This is a genomic window from Pseudomonas sp. MWU13-2517, from assembly GCF_023242545.1.
Taxonomy (GTDB): Bacteria; Pseudomonadota; Gammaproteobacteria; order Pseudomonadales; family Pseudomonadaceae; genus Aquipseudomonas.
The window spans coordinates 244,509-263,613 of the sequence record NZ_JALMFA010000005.1; the positions used below are offsets into that span (position 1 = coordinate 244,509).

General features: G+C 59.4%; 17 protein-coding genes. 8 read left to right on the top strand and 9 right to left on the bottom strand.

Annotated elements, in window-relative coordinates; translation table 11 throughout:
* The first annotated feature begins 7 nt into the window (after nucleotides 1–7).
* Nucleotides 8–751 (top strand): uroporphyrinogen-III C-methyltransferase, encoded by a 744-nt coding sequence (gene cobA, locus M5B97_RS09660; protein WP_248731364.1) that lies wholly within the window; start codon nucleotides 8–10, stop codon nucleotides 749–751.
* Nucleotides 752–811: 60 nt separating this feature from the next.
* Here cobA and M5B97_RS09665 read toward each other — a convergent pair whose 3' ends face one another.
* The 8 genes from M5B97_RS09665 to ppsA form a co-directional block, all read right to left on the bottom strand.
* Nucleotides 812–1,795: an OmpA family protein gene (locus M5B97_RS09665; protein ID WP_123715408.1), complete on the bottom strand. Its 984-nt coding sequence runs from the start codon at nucleotides 1,793–1,795 to the stop codon at nucleotides 812–814.
* Nucleotides 1,796–1,902: 107 nt separating this feature from the next.
* Entirely contained in the window at nucleotides 1,903–2,493 is a 591-nt protein-coding gene (gene sigX, locus M5B97_RS09670) for an RNA polymerase sigma factor SigX (RefSeq protein ID WP_034120675.1), read from the bottom strand.
* Between the two features lie 87 nt (nucleotides 2,494–2,580).
* Nucleotides 2,581–3,405, bottom strand: a complete 825-nt coding sequence (locus M5B97_RS09675; protein WP_017527459.1) for a mechanosensitive ion channel domain-containing protein — start codon at nucleotides 3,403–3,405, stop codon at nucleotides 2,581–2,583.
* A 2-nt stretch (nucleotides 3,406–3,407) separates the two neighbouring features.
* Nucleotides 3,408–3,653, bottom strand: coding sequence for a hypothetical protein (locus M5B97_RS09680; protein WP_060756224.1), 246 nt, complete (start codon nucleotides 3,651–3,653; stop codon nucleotides 3,408–3,410).
* Between the two features lie 86 nt (nucleotides 3,654–3,739).
* On the bottom strand, nucleotides 3,740–4,735 hold the full coding sequence (locus M5B97_RS09685) for a zinc transporter ZntB (RefSeq protein ID WP_248731365.1): 996 nt from the start codon (nucleotides 4,733–4,735) through the stop codon (nucleotides 3,740–3,742).
* A gap of 24 nt (nucleotides 4,736–4,759) precedes the next feature.
* Nucleotides 4,760–5,251 (bottom strand): ribonuclease E activity regulator RraA, encoded by a 492-nt coding sequence (gene rraA / locus M5B97_RS09690; RefSeq protein ID WP_248731366.1) that lies wholly within the window; start codon nucleotides 5,249–5,251, stop codon nucleotides 4,760–4,762.
* A 230-nt stretch (nucleotides 5,252–5,481) separates the two neighbouring features.
* Nucleotides 5,482–6,471: an alpha/beta fold hydrolase gene (locus M5B97_RS09695; protein WP_248731367.1), complete on the bottom strand. Its 990-nt coding sequence runs from the start codon at nucleotides 6,469–6,471 to the stop codon at nucleotides 5,482–5,484.
* A gap of 106 nt (nucleotides 6,472–6,577) precedes the next feature.
* Nucleotides 6,578–8,953 (bottom strand): phosphoenolpyruvate synthase, encoded by a 2,376-nt coding sequence (gene ppsA / locus M5B97_RS09700; RefSeq protein WP_123715404.1) that lies wholly within the window; start codon nucleotides 8,951–8,953, stop codon nucleotides 6,578–6,580.
* Nucleotides 8,954–9,132: 179 nt separating this feature from the next.
* Between ppsA and M5B97_RS09705 the strand changes: the two genes are divergently transcribed.
* Nucleotides 9,133–9,951: a pyruvate, water dikinase regulatory protein gene (locus M5B97_RS09705; protein ID WP_123715403.1), complete on the top strand. Its 819-nt coding sequence runs from the start codon at nucleotides 9,133–9,135 to the stop codon at nucleotides 9,949–9,951.
* Between the two features lie 95 nt (nucleotides 9,952–10,046).
* Here the strand turns inward: M5B97_RS09705 and M5B97_RS09710 are convergent, their stop codons facing one another.
* Entirely contained in the window at nucleotides 10,047–11,471 is a 1,425-nt protein-coding gene (locus M5B97_RS09710; protein WP_248731368.1) for a PLP-dependent aminotransferase family protein, read from the bottom strand.
* Nucleotides 11,472–11,631: 160 nt separating this feature from the next.
* On the opposite strand from M5B97_RS09710, the gene M5B97_RS09715 reads away from it, so the two are divergent.
* The 6 genes from M5B97_RS09715 (at nucleotide 11,632) to M5B97_RS09740 (ending at nucleotide 19,091) form a co-directional block, all read left to right on the top strand.
* Entirely contained in the window at nucleotides 11,632–12,525 is an 894-nt protein-coding gene (locus M5B97_RS09715) for an EamA family transporter (RefSeq protein ID WP_167659642.1), read from the top strand.
* A gap of 38 nt (nucleotides 12,526–12,563) precedes the next feature.
* Entirely contained in the window at nucleotides 12,564–14,426 is a 1,863-nt protein-coding gene (gene moeB / locus M5B97_RS09720) for a molybdopterin-synthase adenylyltransferase MoeB (RefSeq protein ID WP_134657010.1), read from the top strand.
* Nucleotides 14,427–14,440: 14 nt separating this feature from the next.
* Complete coding sequence (locus M5B97_RS09725; RefSeq protein ID WP_248731369.1) at nucleotides 14,441–15,355, top strand: cysteine synthase family protein; 915 nt, start codon at nucleotides 14,441–14,443, stop codon at nucleotides 15,353–15,355.
* Between the two features lie 37 nt (nucleotides 15,356–15,392).
* A complete protein-coding gene (locus tag M5B97_RS09730; RefSeq protein ID WP_123715400.1) occupies nucleotides 15,393–16,385 on the top strand; it encodes a serine O-acetyltransferase in 993 nt (330 codons plus the stop codon).
* Between the two features lie 2 nt (nucleotides 16,386–16,387).
* Complete coding sequence (locus M5B97_RS09735; protein WP_123715399.1) at nucleotides 16,388–17,116, top strand: alanyl-tRNA editing protein; 729 nt, start codon at nucleotides 16,388–16,390, stop codon at nucleotides 17,114–17,116.
* 229 nt (nucleotides 17,117–17,345) lie between these two features.
* Nucleotides 17,346–19,091 carry an ABC transporter permease subunit gene (locus M5B97_RS09740; RefSeq protein ID WP_248731370.1) on the top strand — a complete coding sequence of 582 codons (1,746 nt, stop codon included), beginning with the start codon at nucleotides 17,346–17,348 and terminating at the stop codon, nucleotides 19,089–19,091.
* Nucleotides 19,092–19,105 lie beyond the last annotated feature (14 nt).

Consider the following 19,105-nt stretch of genomic DNA (forward strand, 5'->3'; position numbering starts at 1 on the left):
GAAGAACATGAACGCAAAAGTCTGGTTGGTGGGCGCAGGGCCTGGTGATCCGGAACTGTTGACCCTCAAGGCGGTGCGGGCCTTGCGTGAGGCACATGTGGTACTGATCGATGATCTGGTCAACCCGCAGGTGCTGGAGCATTGCCTCGATGCGCGGGTGATCACCGTCGGCAAGCGCGGCGGCTGCCGGTCGACGCCCCAGGATTTTATTCACAGGCTCATGCTGCGCTATGCGCGCCAGGGAAAATGCGTGGTTCGGCTCAAAGGGGGCGATCCGTGCATTTTTGGCCGGGGTGGTGAAGAGGCGGTGTGGCTGCGCGAGCGCGGTGTTGACGTGGAATTGGTCAACGGAATCACGGCGGGGCTGGCGGGTGCGACGAATTGCGCTATTCCATTGACCTTGCGCGGTGTAAGCCGTGGCGTAACGCTGGTCACGGCGCATACCCAGGACGACAGCAGCCTGAACTGGCGGGCACTGGCCGAGGGAGGGACGACGTTGGTGGTGTACATGGGAGTGGCGAAGCTGGAGGAGATTCGTCAGCAATTGCTCAATGGTGGCATGGCCGCCGATATGCCGGTGGCGATGATTGAAAACGCCTCGCTGCCCCAACAGCGTGAATGCCGCAGCACGCTGGCGCGGATGCAACGGGATGCGCAGGCGTTCGGCCTGAAGAGCCCGGCGATCCTGGTGATAGGCAGTGTTGCCGGCGCTGCGCAGCCGGCCTGCATTGCCGTATCAGCCAGCGCCTGAGGCAAATTCCAGGCGAAAAAAAACCCGGCCTGAGCCGGGTTTTTTTCTACCACTCAGTAATTACTGAGCAGCTTGAGCTTCAACCGAGGCTTCTACGCGACGGTTAACAGCACGGCCAGCTTCAGTTGCGTTGTCAGCAACTGGGCGGGATTTGCCGTAACCAACCGAGCTTACACGGTTAGGAGCAATACCGTCTTTGACCAGAACTTGCTTAACAGCGTCAGCACGACGCTGGGACAGCTTCTGGTTGTAAGCGTCTGGACCTACGGAGTCAGTGTGACCTTCAACCACGGTGGTGGTGTTAGGGTACTGCTTCATGAAGTCAGCCAGGTTTTTCACGTCGGCGTAGCTGTTAGGCTTAACAACGGCCTTGTCGAAGTCGAACTTAACGTCCAGCTCAACACGAACAACCTGAGCAACTGGAGCTTCTGGCTCTGGAGTTGGCTCTGGAGCTGGTGCTGGGGTAGGAGCTGGAGCTACTGCGCCAGCGTTACCGCCGAAGTTCACGCCCAGGCCAACCAGTGCGGAGTAGTCCCACTTGCCGTTGTCCAGTGCGTAGTCAGCTTCAACACCGGCACGAGCGTACAGGTTGTTGGTGAAGTAGTACTTCACGCCAGCGCCAGCGATGGCCAGGGTAGACTGGTCGCGACCGCTGTGGCCGTCAACTTTGACGTTGGTACGGCTCTGGTGACCGAAACCGCCTTCTACGTATGGACGCAGGCTGTCTACGCCAGCTTGACCGAAGTGATACTGGGCAACCAGGCTGCCGGTATCGCCTTTGATCTTCTGGTTACCAGTACCGTCGTTCGAACGGGTGTGGTTGGTAGCGTCGTAGGACAGGTTCAAGGACAGGTCGTCGGTCAGGAAGTAACCGATGCGAGCGCCAGGGTTGAAGCCGTCTTCGATGTGCTTAACGCTATCGTTGTACTGCTTCTTGTAGAACAGCTCGCCTTCAACTGCGCCTTGGCCTTGTGCCAGTGCGCCGAAAGAAGAAGCGGCAATAAGAGTACCAATGGCCAAGCCCAAGGTGTTTTTCAGTTTCATCCGTTAAATCCCCATCTGGTGATTGTAAAGCAGTCCCACAAACCGGGGGACAACTCGGCGACAAGTCTAACAGAACTTGCCTACACGTAAGAGATATTTGCCACGCACTAAGTTTCAGTCTCGCCCGCAAATTTCTCACGTAATTTATCAAGAGCACGTTTGTAACGCATTTTTGTAGCACTCAAACCCATATGCATGATGTCAGCGATTTCCTGAAACTCCAGCTCTGCGACAAATCGTAGCACCAGAATTTCGCGGTCAATCGGGTTCACATGCACCAACCAGCGATCAAGTCCGCCCTTCTCCTCGGGTGCCGGCGCCTTCTCTTCAGACGCTTCCTCAAGGGGGTCAAGACTCAAAGCGTCCATCAACCGACGCTTTCGCCGCTCCTTACGATACTGCGTGATGCATTCGTTATACGTGATGCTGTAGAGCCAGGTTTTGAACTTCGATTTGCCCTCGAAGTTCTTCAGGCCGTACAGCACCTTGAGCATCACTTCCTGACAGACATCATCCGCATCTCTATCGTTCCCCAAATACCTTGAACAAACGTTGAACAGAGTGCGTTGATACCTGCGCATCAATTCTTCGTACGCACGTGTTACGTGAAACAGCTCCGTGTGCGCGCGCGCGACCAACTCCTCATCAGAGAGCTCACGGGGGTCATAGCGCGTGGACAGCGTTTGGGCTTTATTCAAAACAAGTCGTGCCGACAGTCAGGTCAATGTCCGCCGCAATCCGGTCAGCCGGGTTCGCGGCGGCGTACATTAGCAGGATTTGCCGGATTAGCGGCTATTGACCTGCTGTTCCAGGAGAATCCGATTGGACAGCGACACCAGGTCGCCGTCATCGGTCAGCACCGTCGTCTTGACCGTGCCGATCTCCTCGATCTGCCCTTCAACCTCGCCCACACGCACGTGCTGCCCAACCTGATACAGCTCACGTACATAGATTCCCGCAAGAATCTGACCCGCGATTTCCCGGCTTCCCAACCCCATTGCCAACGCAACAGCCAGACCAACGGTAATCAAAACAATCACAATCACGTGGTTTAGCAGGTCAGTCTTGACCTCCAACTGGCTGATCGCGACAGAAATACTGATGATGATCACCAGCCCCTGAGCGATACGCCCCAGGCCCGCCGCATAGTCCAGGCCCACGCCTTCAGCCGCTCCGCGCACCAGCCCATTGGCAAGTTGCGCCAGCAAAACGCCTACTAGCAACACCAGCGCGCCGCCGAAAACCTTCGGCAAATACAGCGCCAGCATGTCGAGCGTAGCTGAAACTCGCTCAAGTCCAAGGGATTGCGCCGCAGAAACCAGAAAAATCAGCAAAACGAACCAATAAACGATCTTGCCGATCAATGTGGAGATCGGCACTTGCAGCCCGGCGCGCCCCAGCAGTTTGGTCAGGCCGGTGCCTGCCATCAATCGGTCCAGCCCCAGTTTAGCGAGCAATTTGGACAGCAGGGTGTCGAGTAACTTGGCCACGACAAAGCCCAGCAGGACCAGAACCAGGGCACCAAACAGGTTGGGAATGAAATTCGCCACCTTGGTCCATAGTGCGGTCATCGCAGTGACCAGGCTCTGGGTCCAGAGATCAAGTTCCATATTCAATCAGCCTTATCAGCAGTGCGAGCAAGAGGTTCACGACGGGAAACCGGCGACACATGGGCCGAACCATTGTTCAGGGCCATCATCAGCGCCGGCAACCAGCGACCCAACAGACCGAACAGGTCACCCGCCCCTACCTGACGGTTGGCGGTTTTCAAAACGCGGCCCAGGCAGGCGTCGTCGTCACGGTTGGACGGCGATGCATTGAGCATGTCACGCAAAGACTGTTCGAACGGATCGTGCATAAAGACCTCTCGCAAGTGTTTTAAAAGACGAGGGTAAAATTCTTGAAGTCACATAAGACCTTTCTTATATTCAGGTCATATTCAGGTTAAACCCAACGTAAACGTCGAAAAAGCCACCATTGTCCCAATGCAACGGCCACCATCATCAGGCAGGCGATCGCGAATCCGTAAGGGTTTCCCGCAAACGGTATGCCGCCCACATTGATCCCCAGCAGGCCGGTCAAAAAACTCATCGGCAGAAAAATTCCGGTGATGATCCCGAAGCGGTACATCGTGCGGTTCATGCGCACGCTCAATCGCCGGTCTTCGGTCTCAAGCACAAGCCCCACGCGCTCTCGGGTCAATTCGAGTTCTTCCAGGTAACGCGTCAGGCTGTTGTGTAATTCGTTCCAGTAGTCAGCGTCGTCGTCACAAAACCAGGGCAATTTGGCGCGCGTCAGCTGCGCGAAAATATCCCGTTGCGGCGCCAGAAAACGCTTGAGCCCGGCTGCGCGTCGGCGAATCTGCAAGACGCTGCCGTGCTCCGGAGTATACCGTTCGTCGGCATCGAGCTTTTCTTCCTCGGAATCGACGACCTCAGAGAGGTCAGTGACCAGATCCTGCACTTTATTGGTCAGGTATTGCGCCATATAAAGGATGAGCTCAGACGCAGTTTTCGGCCCATTGCCCTCAGCCAGCTGCACCAACAGCTCATCGGTGGCGCGCAACGGCCGCAGACGCAGGGAAATGACCCGGTCGGCCGCCGCAAAAATGCGCACCGAGACCATATCTTCCGGCTCGGCACCGGGATTGAGGTTCACCCCACGCAAAAACAGCAGCAATTGGGCATCCGGCAACGGCAACAGGCGCGGACGCGTGTTCTCCTCCAGCAGCAGGTCACAGGCAAACTCGCTCAAACCACTGGATTTACGCAGCCAGGTCTGAGTCTGGGGATGACTGCGATCCCAATGCAGCCACAGGCTTTCCTGGGGCTGCAATTGCAAATCGTCGAGCTCAGTCCGGGCAATCCAACGCGCACCGCCTTTACCGTCCAGCACCAGGGCATGTACCAACCCCCATTGCGCGTTTTCTTCCTCGAACATCCTGACCCCTATGGCTACTGCGGTTTATTCGGGCATTTTCAGTGGGCTGGGCGACACAATCACACCGTTGTTGTCGGCGTAGATGTACTCACCCGGGCGGAAGGTCACACCTGCAAAGGTCACCGCCATATTCAAGTCGCCAATGCCGCGCTTGTCGGTCTTCATCGGATGCGTCGCCAAAGCCTGCACACCCAGGTCGGTCTGGGCGATAACGTCGACGTCACGGATGCAGCCGTAGATCACCAGCCCTTCCCAACCGTTTTTCGAGGCTTTCTCGGCAATCATATCGCCCAGCAACGCCCGACGCAGAGAACCGCCACCGTCGACCACCAGCACCTTGCCGGCACCTGGCAGGTCGGCCTGTTCCTTCACCAGAGAGTTGTCTTCGAAGCATTTGATGGTGACGATTTCGCCGCCAAAGGAGTCTCGCCCGCCGAAGTTGCTGAACATCGGCTCAACCACCTGCACCAATTCCGGGTAGGCGTCACACAGGTCGGGGGTCACATAATGGTTCATCGAGAAACTCCTGTCGGCAAAGTAGAGGTTCAACATCCCACGGTGTACATCAGGAAAACGCGTCACAACAGGCATTCTTTAAGAGCTGCCCGGTTGACGGCGGCCATGATCAGACCCGGCTGGCTGCAACGCAATACCCGTTGCGCGACTGAATATGACCAGAAGCGTTTAATGCGTCATATCTTAGCCGCAACCATTCACAAGTGAAACGCTCTTGGCAGAGCGCTTCGTCAAACCACGGCTTCAACTTCGGACTGTACACCGAACAAAGGTGTCAGCGGATCTCTCAACCAGCGCGCCACCAATGGCCAGACCTCGGCCTGCGCGGGCTTGCTGACCAGCATCTCCACATGCCCGAAATCGCTGGTAAAACCTTGCTGACGCCCCAGGCACAGGTACTGGCGATGCTCGGAGCCCACCTGCTCGAACAGCTTGCGGCAGGCCCAGTCCGGGTCCTGCTGATCGCCCGCAGCGCTCACAGCCAGCAGTGGCACATCAACCTCGGCCAAGCCTTTCCACCAGTCGCGGTCGGCATCGCCAAAGCGGCCGAACAGGCCATGCCAGCGCATGCTTTCAATCATGACACCTACGGGTTCGTCTTCCGGGCCGCGCTTGAGCCTTGGGCCGGACAGCTGACCGAAGCGCTTCAAAATCAGGCGTCCGCCCCACTCCACCACCGGGATTTTCAACGGCCAATACGTGCGGCTGACCTGACAGCCAAACAATGCCACCGAAGCGGCCGCAGGCGCGCCCAAATGCTGGCCGCCAAGGGCCGCTACCAGGGTCGTAGCACCCAGGGAATGCCCGATCCAGTGCGGAATCTGCCCGCTTTGCTCACGCACGAACGCGCCAATGGCCGGCACATCGTAGCGCGCATAATCGGCGACACGGTTCTTGGCATAGTCGTGGTTGCGCTTGGACAGGCCATGACCACGCATTTCCGGAATCCACACATCAAACCCCTGACGTGCCAAATAAGCACCCAGGCCGATACCTTTGGGCGAGTACCAGAAACGCCGATTGGAAAAGCTACCGTGCAACAAAATAATCGGCATGCCCCGGTTTTCCGGGACATCAGCCAGACCCAGGCGGGTCACGGCCAGCTCGACAGTGCCGTCCGGGCTATTGGCGGGCTTGAGGCGGTACACATCTTCACTCAGGTCGCCACGACGCTCGGCGCTGATCAGGGCGACGGGAAATAGATTGCTGCTGCTTTGCATAATGCTCTTGCACAAAAAAGGGCGGCGTCCGCAAGGATTCCCGCCCTGTACAGATAAGAATGCCGGTCACCCTCAACGAGTGACCGGCACTTTTGACGTGTCGACCTTAGACGGGCGCTTGGCCTTCAGCCAGGAAGAACCAGGTTTCCAGCACGGAATCGGGGTTCAGCGAGACACTTTCGATGCCCTGCTCCATCAGCCACTTGGCCAGGTCCGGGTGGTCCGAAGGGCCCTGACCGCAGATGCCGATGTACTTGCCGGCCTTGTTGCAGGCGGCGATGGCATTGGCCAGCAGCTTCTTGACTGCCGGGTTACGTTCGTCGAACAGGTGGGCGATGATCCCGGAGTCACGGTCCAGGCCCAGAGTCAGCTGGGTCAGGTCGTTGGAGCCGATGGAGAAACCGTCGAAGAACTCCAGGAACTCTTCGGCCAGGATGGCGTTGGACGGCAGCTCGCACATCATGATCACGCGCAAGCCGTTTTCGCCACGGGACAGACCGTTTTCAGCCAGCAGGTCGACGACCTGGCTCGCCTCGCCCAGGGTGCGCACGAAAGGCACCATGATCTCGACGTTGGTCAGGCCCATCTCGTTGCGCACGCGCTTGAGGGCGCGGCATTCAAGTTCGAAACAGTCACGGAAGGCTTCGCTGATGTAACGCGAGGCGCCACGGAAGCCCAGCATCGGGTTTTCTTCTTCCGGCTCGTAGAGCTTGCCGCCGATGAGGTTGGCGTATTCGTTGGACTTGAAGTCCGACAGACGCACGATGACCTTTTTCGGGTAGAACGCCGCGGCCAGGGTGCTGATACCTTCGACCAGCTTATCGACGTAGAAGCCCACCGGGTCGTTGTAGCCGGCGATGCGCTTGTCGACGCTTTCCTTGAGTTCCAGCGGCAGGCCGTCGTAGTTCAGCAGGGCCTTGGGGTGCACGCCGATCATGCGGTTGATGATGAACTCCAGGCGGGCCAGGCCCACACCGGCGTTCGGCAGTTGTGCGAAATCGAAGGCGCGATCGGGGTTGCCGACGTTCATCATGATCTTGAACGGCAATTCGGGCATGGCGTCGATGGAGTTTTGCTTGATGTCGAAGCCCAGCTCGCCTTCGAAGATGAAGCCGGTGTCGCCTTCGGCGCAGGATACGGTCACGCCCTGGCCGTCCTTGAGCAACTGGGTGGCGTTGCCACATCCCACCACGGCAGGAATCCCCAGCTCACGGGCGATAATCGCCGCGTGGCAGGTACGCCCGCCACGGTTGGTCACGATGGCGCTGGCGCGCTTCATCACCGGTTCCCAATCCGGGTCGGTCATGTCGGAAACCAGTACGTCGCCTGGCTGGACTTTGTCCATTTCGGACACGTCCTTGATGATCCGTACCTTGCCCGCGCCGATACGCTGGCCGATGGCACGGCCTTCCACCAGCACAGTGCCGGTTTCCTTGAGCAGGTAGCGCTCCATGACATTGGCCGACGTGCGGCTTTTCACGGTCTCCGGGCGGGCCTGCACGATGTACAGCTTGCCGTCGTCACCGTCCTTGGCCCATTCGATGTCCATCGGGCACTTGTAGTGCTTCTCGATGATCATCGCCTGCTTGGCCAGTTCGCTGACTTCTGCGTCGGTCAGGCAGAAACGTGCACGCTCGGCCTTGTCGACTTCAACGGTTTTCACCGAGCGACCGGCTTTAGCCTCGTCGCCATAGATCATCTTGATGGCCTTGCTGCCCAGGTTGCGGCGCAGGATGGCCGGGCGGCCCGCTTCGAGGGTGCCCTTGTGTACGTAGAATTCGTCCGGGTTTACCGCGCCCTGTACGACGGTTTCGCCCAAGCCGTAGGCACCGGTGATGAACACCACGTCACGGAAGCCGGATTCGGTGTCCAGGGTGAACATCACGCCGGCAGTGCCGGTTTCCGAACGCACCATGCGTTGCACACCGGCAGACAGGGCCACCAGCTTGTGGTCGAACCCCTGGTGTACGCGGTAGGAAATGGCGCGATCGTTGAACAACGAGGCAAACACTTCCTTGGCTGCACGAATGACGTTTTCCACGCCACGGATATTCAGGAAGGTTTCCTGCTGGCCGGCAAACGAGGCGTCGGGCAGGTCTTCGGCGGTGGCCGAGGAGCGCACGGCGACCGCCATGTCCGGGTTACCGGCCGACAGGGTGGCAAAGGCGGTGCGGATTTCTTCGTTAAGCTTCTCGGGGAACTCGGCTTCCATGATCCATTGGCGGATCTGGGCACCGGTCTTGGCCAGGGCGTTGACGTCGTCGACGTCCAGGGCATCCAGCGCGGCGTGGATCTGAGCATTGAGGCCGCTCAGTTCGAGGAAATCGCGGTAAGCCTGGGCCGTGGTGGCGAAACCACCGGGCACCGACACACCAGCGCCTGCAAGATTACTGATCATCTCGCCGAGGGATGCGTTCTTGCCCCCTACGTGCTCTACATCATGGACGCCGAGCTTATCGAGGGAAACTACGTACTCTACCAAGGTGATCTCTCCACTAACTGTGTTGGAAAAGCTCAGGACGCCGGCGGCTCATATAAGAGCAAACGCCTGCGCTTGTGGCCTGGACCTGGAAAATAAGTGAGAATGCGGCCCACTGCGGGACGGCAAAATCGCGCCTATCATATCCAAGATTCGCCACCAGCTTAAGGCCCAGGGCTCAAATGAAACGATCTGCTTTCTTTATTTCCGACGGCACGGGTATCACCGCCGAGACACTGGGTCAAAGCCTGCTTGCGCAGTTCGAAAACGTTACCTTCGCCAAATTCACGCGGCCCTATATCGACAGCGTGGATAAAGCGCGGGCCATGGTACAACAAATCAATCTGGCGGCTGAAAAAGACGGTTTCCGTCCGATCATTTTCGACACCATCGTGAATCAGGATATTCGTGAGATCCTGGCGACTTCGAATGGTTTCATGATCGATATCTTCTCGACGTTCCTGGCGCCTCTCGAACAAGAGCTGAGTGAACACTCCTCGTACTCCGTGGGCAAATCCCATTCCATTGGGCACAACTCCAACTATATGGAGCGTATCGAGGCGGTGAACTTCGCCCTCGACAACGACGACGGCGCCCGCACGCACTACTACGACAAGGCCGACCTGATCCTGGTGGGCGTGTCCCGCTGCGGCAAGACCCCAACCTGCCTGTACATGGCGATGCAATTCGGCATCCGCGCGGCCAACTACCCGCTGACCGAAGAGGATATGGAACACCTGACGCTCCCGGCAGCCCTGCGTGCGCACCAGCACAAACTGTTCGGCTTGACCATCGACCCGGACCGCCTCACGGCCATTCGTAACGAGCGCAAGCCTAACAGCCGCTACTCCAGCTATGCCCAGTGTGAGTTCGAGGTGCGCGAAGTGGAAAATCTGTTCCGTCGCGAGAATATTGCGCACATCAATTCCACGCATTTCTCGGTGGAAGAGATTTCCGCGAAGATTCTGGTGGAGAAAGGTGTGGAGCGGCGCTTCAAGTAAGCGTTTTACCGCAAGCGCTTGTAGTGAGCGAGCTTGTCGAGCCGCCGCAGCACCGGCGCTCGGCAAACCCGCTCACCACAGCAACCGCCCCCGGGCTACAACTGAAACCGTCCCCCGCCCTGCCCGAGCGCGGTAGCCAACGCATCAAACCCCGCCCGCAACAATTGATCATCCCCCGACGTATTACAGATACTCGCCCGAATGAACTGCGGTACCGCGGTTTGCCCCACGGCAAATGCCTCGGCGGTGGCGATCAGGTAATTGTTCTGTTTGAGCTCCGCCTCGATTTCCGACGCACGCCAAGGCTCCGGCACTTCGATCCAGAAGTGTGGGCTGTTGAGATGGGTGCGGTATTGCAGCCCAGCCAGCAGGCCTTGCACCAGGGCCTTACGGCGGCTGATCTCATTGATTTGCTGACGCAGCAGGTATTCCGACGTGCCGTTTTCGATCCACTGGGTGGCCAGTTCCAGCGTCACTGGCGTGGCCATCCAGCAGGTGGACCGCAGCGCCGCCGAGATACGGCTGACCAGCGCTGGCGGTGCATGCACATAACCCACACGCAGGCCGGCAGACACGGCCTTGCTCAGGCTGCTGATCAAAATCGTGCGTTCGGGCGCGAATGCACTGAGGGGCGGCGGACGATCTTCCACCAACACACCGTGGGCTTCGTCCTCAAGAATCAACAGATTGTGTTCGCGACAGACTTTGACCAACGCCTCCCGACGCGCTACCGATAACACCGCCGTCGTCGGGTTCTGGATGGTGGGTGTGCAGTACAACGCCGAAACCCGGTGATTTCGACAGACTTCATCCAGCGCGCTCGGCAGCACGCCTTCCTCATCCATTTCCAGGCCAATCAGCCGGATGCCCAACATCCGCGCTGCGGTGATCAGCCCGGGATAAGTCAGTTGCTCCGTGACCACCGTATCACCGGCCCGCAACAGCGCCATCATTGAGCAGAGCAGGCCATGCTGGCCGCCATTCACGCAAATGACCTGCTCGGGAATCGGATGAAAATCGCGCTGCACCAGCCATTGCGCACCAGCCTCGCGATAGCGTGGCAGGCCGGCGTCCGGGGTGTAGGCGCTGATATCCTGGAGGAACTTGGCATTGGTCGACAGGGTTTGGAAGCTCTGGGCAAGAAATACCGTCTCTTGCCCGGGGATATGCATATTGCGGCTCATGTCGAAGTACTGGCGCGGCTCATCGCTGAAGTTGCGAAAGCCTTCATCCCGCTGGCGCTCCATCCCACGCTTGCGTACGAATGTGCCGTCACCGACCCGCGCCACCACCAATCCCAGACGCTCCAGTTCTCCGTAGGCCCGACTGATGGTGCCAATGGTCACCCCCAAGTTGTCGGAGAGCACCCGATGGGGCGGCAGTTTTCTTCCTGGCTCAATCAAGCCTTCAAGGATGCCCCGCTCCATGACGTCGGACAGGCGCTTGTACTTCACCCCCTGACCGTTGGACAACCCCTCGCGCATAATTGACACCATGTCAATATTTGTTTTGACAGCCATCATTCGCCCTAATAGTGTGCTTTTGCGGGTTCAATCACCGGATTGAATCACTCATAACAAGTTCAATATAGAGTTCAATTCCGGCTCAGGGAAGCAATAAACGATGCCAATGTCCGCCGTTCTCGAAAACACTGCAAAAATCAAAAATCAGAAACAGTGGTTGGCTGGACTGGTGACCAGCATCATGTTCCTGATTGTGTGCCTGAGCTGGGGCACCACCTGGCTGGGCATCAAGATCGCCGTGGAGAGCGTGCCACCGCTGACGTCCGCCGGCCTGCGCTTCCTGATCGCCTTCCCACTGTTCCTGTGCTTTGCCCTGGCTCGTCGCGAGCCGATCCTGTTTCCCCGGGAAAGTCGCTGGTTCTTCGTGTTTGTGACCCTTTCCTACTTCAGCGTTCCTTATTACCTGCTCAACTACGGCGAGATGCACGTCTCGTCCGGCCTCACCGCGCTGCTGTTCAGCTGCATGCCGGTATTTATCCTGATCTTCTCCGCGCTGTTCCTGCGTGAGCGCATCTATTTCTCCCAGGTGGTCGGCATCGGCATCGGTTTCGCCAGCCTCTACATGATCATCCGCAGCCAGGGCCTGCACCTGGACCATGCGGAGTTCCTCGGCGTGCTGGCGATCCTGAGCGCCGCGATCATGCACGCGCTGTGCTACGTCATTACCAAGCAAAAAGGCAGCGCCATCAGCGTGATCACCTACAACACCCTGCCCATCGGCATCGCCGGGCTGATGTTGTTCATGGCCGGCTTGTGGTTTGAAACGCCCACCTTCGAACACATCTCCCTGCGTTCCTGGGGTGCGTTGTTCTACCTCGGGCTGGTTGCGTCGGTGGGCGGGTTCATCGTGTACTTCATGCTGCTCAAGCGTTTGAGCCCGATCATCCTGTCGTTCGTGTTCATCATCTTCCCGGTGTTCGCAGTGATCATCGGCGCGTGGTACGAGGGTGTGGCGATTTCCCGGGACCTGATGCTGTACTCGGCCATCCTGCTGGCCGGCTTTGCAATCACCAAGTTGCCGATTGAAAAGTTCCTGGCCAGGAAATCTTGACCCACTCGCCCCATCCACATCAGCAACGCGAGAGAAACATGGACCCCCTGCGCCCAAAAGCCCTGGAACAGATCTACGCCCACGCCAGCCGCAGCTACCCCGAGGAATGCTGTGGTTTCGTCTTCGCCGACGGCAGCGTGTACCTGGGCAGCAATATCCAGAACGAACTGCACCGCAAGAACCCCGAGATGTACCCGCGCAGTGCGGCCAACGGCTACACCTTTTCCGTAGCCGACACCTTGCTGATGAACAAGGCGTTTCGCAGTGACAACCCGGTGGTGGTGATTTACCACTCCCACCCGGATGTCGGCGCCTATTTCAGTGACGAAGACCAGGACAAGGCGCTGTTCCTGGGCGAGCCGATCTACCCCGTCAGCTATCTGGTGGTTGACGTTCGCCAGGGCCGGGCCCTGGGATCAAAGTTGTTTGCCTGGGATGGCAAGCATTTCGCCCTTAACCCTTTCAACGACCTGCACACGGAGTTGTCCATGAACGCTGTCTCTTTCCCCGACATTCTGGTTCGCGTAGCCAAGCTGCCGGGATCGACCCTTGAGGGCGCCGGATCGACATTGCGCGAAGTCATTGAAAATCTCTGCAGCCACCACCCACAGCTGCGCGCGCATCTGTTTCACGAAAAGAACAACCAGCTCAAGGAGCACTTCCTGTTCACTGCCGAAGAAGAACTGATCGGCGCCGATGAACCCTTGCCGGAAAAAGCCAGGATCGAAGTGCTGCTGGCCACGTCCGGCGGCATGGATGTCGATGCCCTGAGCAACGAAGAAGTGCAGCGCTACGTACGCCACATCACCCTGCCCGGCGTCGGGCGCGAGGGCCAACTGAAGTTGAAGAAGGCCAAGGTGCTGATCATCGGTACCGGTGGCCTGGGCTCCCCCATCAGCCTGTACCTGGCGGCAGCCGGCGTCGGTACCCTGGGCCTGGTCGACTTTGACGTGGTGGAAAGCAGCAACCTGCAACGCCAGATCGTCCACGGCCACAGCACGCTGGGCATGCCCAAGGTCGAATCCGCCAGGCAACGCCTGCTGGACCTCAATCGCCATATCCAGATCAACGCCCACGACACCGCCCTGAATGCCGACAACGCCCTGGAGCTGGTGGGCGCCTACGACCTGGTGATCGATGGCACCGACAACTTCGACACGCGCTACCTTGTCAACGACGCCTGCGTGCAGTTGGGCAAACCCCTGGTGTACGGCGCCATCTACCGTTTCGACGGGCAGATCAGCGTACTCAACTATAAGGGTGGGCCGTGCTACCGCTGCCTGTTTCCCTCAGCCCCTCCCGCCGAACTGGCCCCCAACTGCAGCGCCGGCGGCGTGATCGGCGTATTGCCGGGGGTGGTGGGGATGATCCAGGCCACCGAGGCGATCAAGTTGTTGATCGGTATCGGTGAGCCATTGTCCGGCCGCTTGATGCGCTTCGATGCGCTGGCGATGAAATTCAGCGAAATCCGCTTCAAACGGCGCGCCGACTGCCCCTGCTGTTCGGACCTTCGCCATAGCGAAAGCGTCGCGCCGGCCGTCTGCGCCGACGCCGTGCCGAGCCAACCGTCCCTGGCCGAAGAACGCTACATCAAGCCGCGCGTACTCAAACAAGTGCTGGACCACCACAGCAGCGCCGACGTGCTGCTGGATGTGCGCGATGCCAGTGAACTGGAGGTGTGCAAACTGCCGGGCGTGGTGCACATCCCCCTGGCCGAGCTGGACGGGCAACTCGACAGCCTCAGCCGTGATAACACCCACTACCTGATCTGCTACGCCGGGACCCGTGCCGAGCAAGCGGCGAGCACCTTGCTGGCGGCAGGTTTTGCCAACACCAAAGTCCTGCAGGGCGGCATGAAACACTGGGTGCGCGACGTCGAACCCGACATGCCTTTGTATTGATCGGGGATTGACTGATGTTGCATAACTCCATTCTCGACGTCATCGGCCAGACGCCCATCGTGCGCCTGGCGCAGTTTTCCGAAGACCTCGGCATCGAAGTCTACGCCAAGCTCGAATCCCTCAACCCGGGCGGCAGCCACAAGGCGCGCATCGCCCTGGGCATGATCCTCGACGCCGAGCGCCGGGGCGTGCTGATTCGTGACTCCGGGCAAACCATCATCGAGCCCAGCGGCGGCAATACCGGCATTGGCCTGGTGATGGCCGGCAATGTGCTGGGCTACAAAGTCGTGCTGGTGATTCCCGACAACTACAGCCCCGAAAAGCAAAAACTGCTGCGCTTGTACGGTGCCAAAGTGGTGCTGTCGGACAGCCGCCTTGGCAACAACTCCCATGGCGAAAAATGCATGGAGCTGCAGTTGGAAAACCCCAACTACGTGATGCTCAACCAGCAACGCAACGGCGCCAATCCGCAAACCCACCGTGACACCACCGCGCCGGAAATCCTTCGCGCCTTCGGTGAGCGGCGCGTGGATTACTTCGTCAGCGGCATCGGCACCGGCGGCCATATCACCGGTATCGGCGAAACCCTCAAGGCGGCCTGGCCGGCGATCCGCGTCATGGGCGTGGAGCCTGAAGAATGCGACCTGCTCAAGGATCGGCACGCGCCGCACCAGATCCAGGGGCTGTCGATCGGGCTGATCCCGAGCATTCTCAACCTGGAGGTACTGGACGGCATGCTCAAGGTGCAGCACCAGGCGTGCATCGACATGATGAAACGCATCATGCGCACCGACGCCATCAGCCTGGGTTTGTCGTCAGCCGCCAATATGGTCGCCATCGCCCAACTCGCTCCCGAACTACCGCCCGAAACGGTGGTGTTGACCATGGTCTACGACAATGCTGACAGCTACCTGCCCAGTTTCGAATAACCGGTTACCCAACCAACCAGAATGCGGGGGTACCTCCATGGGGGGCTTTATCGACATACAGCAGTTGCACGATGAGTTGCTCACCCATCTCATCAAGACCCTGACGCCTGCGCAGATGAAGCAACTGGAACCGCACCTGGCACCCTTGATCCAGAACGCCGCCCAGGCAGTCGCCGAAGACTTGATCGCCTACGCCTACCGCGATCCGGCGTCCCGTGGGCGCGGCGAGTTGATCCTGGAGTCCTACGCCTCGTTCAAGGCGGTGCTGTTCTACCGGCTCGCACACCTGGTCTGGCACTTCCCCGGCAACACCAACGGCGTGTTTTCACGCATTGCGCTCAAGCTCAGCAACCAGGGCAAGATCCTCTCCGGCGCCGAGATTCACCCGGCGGCGCGTATCGGTCGACGCTTTGTGCTGGACCACGGCTACGGCACGGTGATCGGCGAAACCTGCGAAATCGGCAACGACTGCTACATCCTCTGCGGCGTCACGCTGGGCGCTCGCGGCATCGCCAATAACCCGGACGGCAAGCGCCATCCACGCCTGGGCAACAACGTCGAAGTCGGCGCCGGCGCCCGGGTGCTGGGCTATGTGCTGATCGGCGATAACGTGTTTATCAGCCCTTCGTGCGTGATCACCCAGGACGTTCCAGCAGGCACCCGGGTCAGAGTGGTCAACCAGGTCCAACTGCAAAAAAACGTTGAAACGGACCACACCCATTACCTCGGTGCCTTCGCCCTGGATGAGCGCCTGCATGTGGTCGGCGAGGTCAACGCCAGCTACAACGTCACGGTGCTGGATGCCGACTTTCATCCGTTGCGCGGATTGATGCTGGAACCGACGGTGAAAGAACGCCATCACCTGCAATTTCGCCTGCGCCGCCTCGACATCGGCGAACAACTGCCGCGCCTGCCGCTTAACCTGAAAATCTGCGGGCCGGAATTTGAAATCACCCTGCTCTCCCCCCCTGGCTTGAGCGCAATGGTGCGCCACCTGCTGCAAGCCAGCCCCTTGATCGTTGGAGGATGAACATGTCCGTACACACCATGGAAACCCTGGCGCTGTTCGACAGCGCGCCCTACCAGAACGCCTTCAGCGCCCGGGTAATTGCCGTCAGCGAACAGGGCATCGCCCTGGAGCATACGCTCTTCTACCCCACGGGCGGCGGGCAGCCGGGCGACACCGGGCATCTGACCCTGGCCGATGGCACTCGGGTCGACGTTGTGGGTACCGTGCGCGACCCGGTGCTGCGTTCAATCATCTGGCACCAGGTGGAACACTGCCCCGAGCAATTGACGGCCGGCGTGCAGGTAGACGCCGGCCTCGACTGGGAGCGGCGCTACCAGCACATGAAGATGCACACCTGCCTGCACCTGTTGTGCTCGCTCATCGATGCCCCCGTGACCGGCTGCAGCATCAGCGCGGACAAAGGCCGCCTGGATTTCGACCTGCCGGAAATGACCCTCGACAAAGACACCCTCACGCGCGACCTCAACGCCCTGATCGAAGCAGCCCACGCGGTGAAAACCCTGTCGATGCCCGCCACGGAGTATTCGACCTTGCTGCAGATAACCCGCACCCAGGCGGTGGCGCCCCCGGTGATCCAGGGTTCAGTGCGCGTGATTGAAATTGCCGGCGTCGACATCCAGCCCTGCGGCGGTACCCACGTGATCAACACCGAGGAAATCGGCAAGGTGTTCTGCGAAAAGATCGAGAAAAAGAGCAAGCACAACCGCCGAGTGATCCTGCGGTTTGAATAACGCCCAACTGATAGTTCGTACAGCAAACTGACAGCAAATTTACGCGTTTGTAACATTCAGAAACGTACAATTCCCCCGGCAGCGTACCTCCCCCAGATACGCCGTCCCGACTCATGGAGAAAGAGCGCCCAGCCTTTCTCTGTGGGTGCTTGCAGAGAAGCTACGCTCAAACTCACCACGCCTTCTGAACCTGAACGCTGCAGGAACGACTGCCTATGAGCCACTGCCTATGAACAAAGTGTTCCGTCATTACATCCCTGCGTCCACTTTGCGCCTGCTGCCCAACCGCTGGGATTTGGTTGCGCTGCCACTGGTGATCGGTTTTCTATTGTTTTTCTCCATCACCGCACGGGAGACCTGGGCGCCTATCGCCACCCTGCAAAGCGAAGTCATTTCCCTGGACCCAGCGAACCTGCCGGAATATGCAATGCGCACCACGCTGCGCATGCTCGCGGCAATGGTGGCGTCACTGGTTTTCACCTTGCTCTACGGCACCCTGGCCGCCAAAAGCCGGCGTGCCGAAAAACTGCTGGTGCCGGTGCTCGACATCCTGCAATCGGTGCCGGTCCTCGGTTACATCTCGTTTACGGTGACGTTCTTCCTGCTGCTGTTTCCCGGGCGCGTGCTCGGCGCCGAGTTCGCCGCCATCTTCGCGATCTTCACCAGCCAGGCCTGGAACATGACGTTCAGCTTCTATCAGTCGCTGCGCATGCTGCCCCATGACCTGGTGGAAGTGTCCACCAACCTGCGGCTCTCCGGTTGGCAGAAATTCTGGAAGCTCGACGTACCTTTCGCCATGCCCGGGCTTGTATGGAACATGATGATGAGCATGTCCGGCGGCTGGTTTTTCGTGGTCGCTTCCGAAGCCATCACCGTCGGTGACAAAACCATCACCCTGCCGGGCGTGGGTTCGTACCTGGCCCTGGCCATCGCCCAGAAAGACCTGCACGCCGTGGGCTATGTGATCCTGGCGATGATCGCGGTCATCCTGATCTACGACCAGTTCCTGTTCCGCCCGCTGGTGGCCTGGGCTGACAAGTTCCGCATGGAAACCACCGCCTCCCAGGGCGCCGCTCCGCAATCCTGGGTGCTGAACCTGATCCAGCGTACCCGTGTCGTCCAGCGCATCCTGCGCCCGGTCACCCGCACCTTCAGCCGCCTGGGCAACAAGCGGTTCAGCCCGGTGGGCGGTGCATTCAAGGCATTGCCGACGGAAACCCCCGCCGCGTCCAGACTCATCGACTGGGTCTGGGGCACACTGATCGCTCTGATGGCCGCGTATGCGCTGTACCACATCGTGCAGTACGTCGGCACCGAGGTCACTTTCGCCGAGGTCGGCCACGTGGTGGTGCTGGGCCTGATTACCTTGCTGCGGGTGGCCGGGCTGATCCTGATTGCCTCGCTGATCTGGGTGCCGCTGGGTGTGATGATCGGCCTGCGCCCGAAGCTGGCGGAAAAAATCCAGCCCCTGGCCCAGTTCCTCGCGGCGTTCCCGGCGAATCTTCTGTTCCCGGTGTTCGTCATCGTGATCCTGCATTTCCATCTCAATCCGGACATCTGGTTGAGCCCGCTGATCGTGCTGGGCACCCAGTGGTACATCCTGTTCAACGTGATTGCCGGAGCCAGCGCCCTCCCCAACGACTTCAAGGAGGCCGCCGCCAACTTCCGCATTCGCGGCTGGCTGTGGTGGCGCAAGGTGATGCTGCCGGGGATCTTCCCGTACTACATCACCGGTGCGATTACCGCCTCGGGCGGAGCCTGGAACGCCAGCATCGTGTCCGAGTACGTGTCCTGGGGCCAGGACAACGTGGTCGCCCACGGGTTGGGCGCCTATATCGCACAAACCACCGCCGCCGGTGATTTCCCCAAGATCGCCCTGGGCGTAGTGGTGATGTCGATCTTCGTGGTGGCGTTCAACCGTGCGGTCTGGCGCCCCATGTACGCCATCGCCGAAAACAAACTTCGTCTGAATTAATGGGATTCGCTGTG

What these genes read in the sequence shown, in the direction of transcription:
- M5B97_RS09665 (WP_123715408.1), bottom strand. Translation starts at nt 1,795, where the DNA reads ATGAAACTGAAAAACACCTTGGGCTTGGCCATTGGTACTCTTATTGCC.
- M5B97_RS09685 (WP_248731365.1), bottom strand. Translation starts at nt 4,735, where the DNA reads ATGTTCGAGGAAGAAAACGCGCAATGGGGGTTGGTACATGCCCTGGTG.
- M5B97_RS09730 (WP_123715400.1), top strand. Translation starts at nt 15,393, where the DNA reads ATGGGGGGCTTTATCGACATACAGCAGTTGCACGATGAGTTGCTCACC.
- M5B97_RS09735 (WP_123715399.1), top strand. Translation starts at nt 16,388, where the DNA reads ATGTCCGTACACACCATGGAAACCCTGGCGCTGTTCGACAGCGCGCCC.
- moeB (WP_134657010.1), top strand. Translation starts at nt 12,564, where the DNA reads ATGGACCCCCTGCGCCCAAAAGCCCTGGAACAGATCTACGCCCACGCC.
- M5B97_RS09705 (WP_123715403.1), top strand. Translation starts at nt 9,133, where the DNA reads ATGAAACGATCTGCTTTCTTTATTTCCGACGGCACGGGTATCACCGCC.
- M5B97_RS09740 (WP_248731370.1), top strand. Translation starts at nt 17,346, where the DNA reads ATGAACAAAGTGTTCCGTCATTACATCCCTGCGTCCACTTTGCGCCTG.
- M5B97_RS09675 (WP_017527459.1), bottom strand. Translation starts at nt 3,405, where the DNA reads ATGGAACTTGATCTCTGGACCCAGAGCCTGGTCACTGCGATGACCGCA.
- M5B97_RS09710 (WP_248731368.1), bottom strand. Translation starts at nt 11,471, where the DNA reads ATGGCTGTCAAAACAAATATTGACATGGTGTCAATTATGCGCGAGGGG.
- rraA (WP_248731366.1), bottom strand. Translation starts at nt 5,251, where the DNA reads ATGAACCATTATGTGACCCCCGACCTGTGTGACGCCTACCCGGAATTG.
- M5B97_RS09725 (WP_248731369.1), top strand. Translation starts at nt 14,441, where the DNA reads ATGTTGCATAACTCCATTCTCGACGTCATCGGCCAGACGCCCATCGTG.
- cobA (WP_248731364.1), top strand. Translation starts at nt 8, where the DNA reads ATGAACGCAAAAGTCTGGTTGGTGGGCGCAGGGCCTGGTGATCCGGAA.
- M5B97_RS09680 (WP_060756224.1), bottom strand. Translation starts at nt 3,653, where the DNA reads ATGCACGATCCGTTCGAACAGTCTTTGCGTGACATGCTCAATGCATCG.
- M5B97_RS09695 (WP_248731367.1), bottom strand. Translation starts at nt 6,471, where the DNA reads ATGCAAAGCAGCAGCAATCTATTTCCCGTCGCCCTGATCAGCGCCGAG.